Source organism: Caballeronia sp. (assembly GCF_028292365.1).
GTDB lineage: Bacteria > Pseudomonadota > Gammaproteobacteria > Burkholderiales > Burkholderiaceae > Caballeronia.
This window is the reverse complement of sequence record NZ_JAQGMM010000446.1, coordinates 1-4,096: the sequence shown is the minus strand read 5'-3', so window position 1 is coordinate 4,096 and position 4,096 is coordinate 1. Positions and strand designations below refer to the sequence as shown.

4 protein-coding genes are annotated in these 4,096 nt (G+C 58.4%); all 4 read left to right on the top strand.

Annotated elements, in window-relative coordinates; all coding sequences use genetic code 11:
• Positions 1-503: response regulator (locus tag JWR14_RS26505; RefSeq protein WP_299714497.1), on the top strand; the 503-nt coding region annotated here is incomplete at its 5' end.
• Between the two features lie 434 nt (positions 504-937).
• Positions 938-2,107, top strand: a complete 1,170-nt coding sequence (locus tag JWR14_RS26500; RefSeq protein WP_299714494.1) for a zinc-dependent alcohol dehydrogenase — start codon at positions 938-940, stop codon at positions 2,105-2,107.
• A 37-nt stretch (positions 2,108-2,144) separates the two neighbouring features.
• Positions 2,145-2,723, top strand: coding sequence for a hypothetical protein (locus tag JWR14_RS26495; protein ID WP_299714491.1), 579 nt, complete (start codon positions 2,145-2,147; stop codon positions 2,721-2,723).
• Positions 2,724-2,921: 198 nt separating this feature from the next.
• The gene (locus JWR14_RS26490; RefSeq protein ID WP_299714488.1) at positions 2,922-3,596 is read left to right on the top strand and encodes an HAD family hydrolase; all 675 of its coding nucleotides are present in this window, start codon (positions 2,922-2,924) and stop codon (positions 3,594-3,596) included.
• Positions 3,597-4,096 lie beyond the last annotated feature (500 nt).

The window sequence follows — 4,096 nt, the reverse complement described above, 5'->3', positions numbered from 1 at the left end:
ATAGGTCGGGGCGGCTGTCTGACGGTATGGTCCAGATGAATCGCGCGACTTTTACGGCACTGTCAATGACGACGACCTCTTATAACTGTCAACTGCCGAAAGAGGTCGTTTGGCGTATGCCGGGGCGGGAAATTTTCCAGGTGGAGAGACGGGTGCTTGTCGCGGACGACGATATATCGTCATCAAATGCGATCGTGCTTGCGCTCCAGGACGCCGGATTTTTTGCACGCGCTGCATATACCGGGATTGATACCGTACATGCAGCTAAGGCCTTCGCACCCGGCGTGGTACTGGTTGACCTACTAATGCCGCTGGGAGACGGATGGGAAGTTGCGGATGCACTGCGAGCGAAGCCTGACCCGCCAATGCTGATCGCTCACACGAGCGTTTCGACATATCCAGAATTGGTAAGGTGCCAACAAGCAGGCTTCGACGCGTATTTTGCGAAACCGTGTGATCTCGACCGGTTAATTGAACTGCTAAACGCATGCTTTTCTCAGTAACCGCCGTCTAACCGGGAACTTCCCATAGGGCCACCTTGCTGTCGGGGCAGACGCAGACTCGCTTCTTTGCGCAGGGGCGGCCATGGACTTCGCAAGTACGTCGATGCCGTTGCTGAGTGTGCAATCGCGCCCGCTGGACCGGTAATCCTCACAACCGGTGCTACGGATCGCACGACAACGCCCTTCCTTCACCGCCGTCCGGCTTTGGATGGAGGTCTCCCAGTCACGCAGACGTCAACATGTGTTGAACCATGGGCGATAGGATATAACCCCGCGCGACCGTTCGGCCGTCCGCGTTCGGTCGATGAGCAGTCTTATATTCCTTCGTCATGTGATGGGAACGGCCGTTGCTTACTCAGCTATGGCTCACGCGCCGCAATGCTGCGCGAGGGCGTGTAGGCCGTTCACCACCATCAAACGTTCGAGGTGCACAGATGAAAGCGCTCGTATGGCAAGGCAAGAAGGACATTCGTTATGAGACGGTTCCCGACCCGCAGATCGAGCAACCTCGTGATGCGATCATCAAGATGTCGTGCTGTGCAATCTGCGGCTCTGACCTTCATCTATTCGACGGCTTTATGCCCGGCATGGAGAGTGGCGACATCATGGGCCACGAGTTCATGGGAGAGGTGGTTGAAGTCGGCAAGGAAAATACCGCGCTGAAAGTCGGCGACCGCGTCGTCGTGCCCTTCACCATCATTTGCGGTGAGTGCGATCAGTGCAAACGTGGCAATTTTTCGGTTTGCGAACGTTCGAACCGCAATAAGGACGTCGCCGACAAGTTGTTCGGTCACACGACTGCAGGCCTCTTCGGTTACACCCATCTTACAGGAGGGTATCCAGGTGGCCAGGCCGAGTACGTCCGCGTGCCGTTTGCAGATAAGACGCACGTAAAAATCCCCGATGGGCTGACTGACGAGCAGGTGCTGTTCCTTGGAGATATTTTTCCAACCGGCTGGCAGGCAGCCGTACAGTGCGACATCGAACCTGAGGACACGGTCTGCATTTGGGGCGCGGGACCTGTGGGTCAAATGGCGATTCGCAGCGCAGTATTGCTTGGCGCGAAACAGGTAATCTCCATTGACAACATGCCTGAGCGGCTTGAGATGGCACGCGCGGGAGGCGCGATCACAATCAACTTCGATCACGAGAGTGTGCTCGATCGCCTGAAGGAGCTTACGCAGGACAAGGGACCGGAAAAATGTATAGACGCGGTGGGGATGGAGTCGCATGCGACGCGCTCGGCTGATGCGATGTATGACCGGCTCAAACAGGCCGTAATGCTTGAAAGCGACCGGCCGCACGTACTGCGGGAGATGATTTATGTGTGCCGTCCGGCCGGCATTTTATCGGTACCCGGGGTGTATGGAGGCCTTATCGATAAGTTGCCGTTCGGTGCGTCGATGAACAAGGGCCTGACCTGGCGCATGGGTCAGACTCACGTGAACCGCTGGACCGACGATCTGCTAAGACGCATTCAGGAAGGCCAGATCGATCCCTCATTTGTGATCACGCACAAGGTCTCGCTTGCCGATGGTCCGGGCATGTACCAGACGTTTCGTGACAAGGTAGATGGTTGCATTAAGGTCGTCATGAAGCCGTAGGAAAACAGTGTCTTAGTCAATCTTGAGGAGGTGACAAATGGACATGAAAGTACAATCGCGCAGCGAGGAGGGCCACGACAACGTTCCGACGCCTCAGCGGGTTGCGCGTGGACTCGGCTGGTTTAGCATTGCCTTGGGCTTCGCGGAGGTCATCGCGCCGCGCACTGCATTGCGCATGGCTGGTGTGAGCGGCGAACCCGGACTCGTCCGCCTCTACGGATTGCGGGAAATTGTGTGCGGGACCGGGATTCTTCTGTCATCCAGGCCCGCGCCCTTTCTATGGGGGCGCATCGCGGGAGACGGGCTCGACATAGCATCACTTGCGGCCGGTGCGCGGTCAGCGCGCAAGCGCAATGCAGGACGAGCAGTGGGGAATATCTTGACGCTTGCCGGCATCACCGCACTCGATGTTTACGCGGCTGCCGCAAATGCGCGCGGGGGGTCGCCGCGTTCCAGGAGCGGCGACGAGCCGCGCAGGGACTACAGCACGTGTCGCGGCTTCCCTCGTGCGCCGGACGAGATGCGTGGTGCTGCACTGGCTGATTTCGTAATCGCACGGGACATGGCCACACCAAAGGCATTGCAGTCGTACACGCGAATGGGGCCGCGTCGCTAGCCATCGATAAGTTTTGAAATCACGATTGATGGCTGTCGCTGGGCCAAAACAGGACGGCTAGAAGCCGGTACATGTGATGTCTTAGAAGGGTAGTTCCATTAGCCACCCTAAGCGACTACGTGGCTGGGCTCGGGACTTCCTCATTTGCGTGACAGACCGGTCATAACCTTGGGGCGACACTGCCCAACGGAGCACATCATGCGAATCGAAACGTCATTTCTGTTTGACCTGGACGGCACTTTGGTCGACAGCGTCTATCAGCACGTCCTTGCGTGGAAGGAGGCCCTCGATGCGGAGGGCATCGATTTGTCGGTCTGGCGGATTCATCGAAAGATTGGCATGAGCGGAGGACTGTTTATGAACCAACTTCTGCGGGAGACGCTCGGCGAGATTAGTCCGGACCGCGTCGAACGCCTGGTCTGCGCGCACGCCAATGCCTACCGACGCCTGGGAGGACAGATTGGTGCGTTGCCCGGCGCACGCGAATTGCTCGCCGCCTTGACGGCAGCCGGCACACGCTGGGCGATCGCAACCAGCGGTCGGATGGAAACGGCAGGAGCGAACCTGGCGGCGCTCGGCGTCGATCCCGCGACGGTCGCGGTCGTCACCCGCGACGACGTGAAACATGCGAAACCAGATCCGGATTTGTTTATCGCAGCGGCAGAGAGGCTTCGCGTCCCGATAGAGGACTCTGTCGTTGTAGGCGACAGTATTTGGGACATGCTGGCCGCGCGTCGGTGCCGTGCGCTCGGCGTCGGCTTGCTGTCGGGCGGATATGGGGCGGATGAGCTGGAGCGCGCGGGCGCCCTGCGGGTCTACGAAGACCCGGCGAACCTTCTACTGCACCTTGACGAAGTGGCGGCTAGGCCTTGAAAAGGTACTTGCCCCGCGGCTATGCAATGTGAAATGGCTGTGTCGTTCGCACCCGCGCACACCCAACGTCGACCATCGCTGCCGCATCTCGGCTTGCGCGTCTGGAGCAAGGAGCTTTGGCGACTAGGATCGCGCACTTCTGGCAGTACACCGCGCGACGCGGGAGGTTTAGCAAACGAACGAAAAGAACATGCGTGTCTGCTCGGGATATCGATTGCTGCGACGATCTCAATGACCCCGTTCAAGAGGTACGACGTGAAAGCCACTATCATCTCCCACGCTCAGGCGGAAAAAGACTCTCCCGAAATCCACCGATCTCGATTTCTATTCAAAACTCGTCGCTGCCGTTAAAGAGTGTTTCAGACGGAGCCAGTTAAAAGCGCTGATTCGCAGTCGCTACGAATTTGCTTCGGACGCCGGCGACCAGCATGTGCTTCTCTTGAACCGCTAGAAGGCGCCTGCTGCTAGGGGTCTATCCCCTCGCTCTTGCCACAATCACC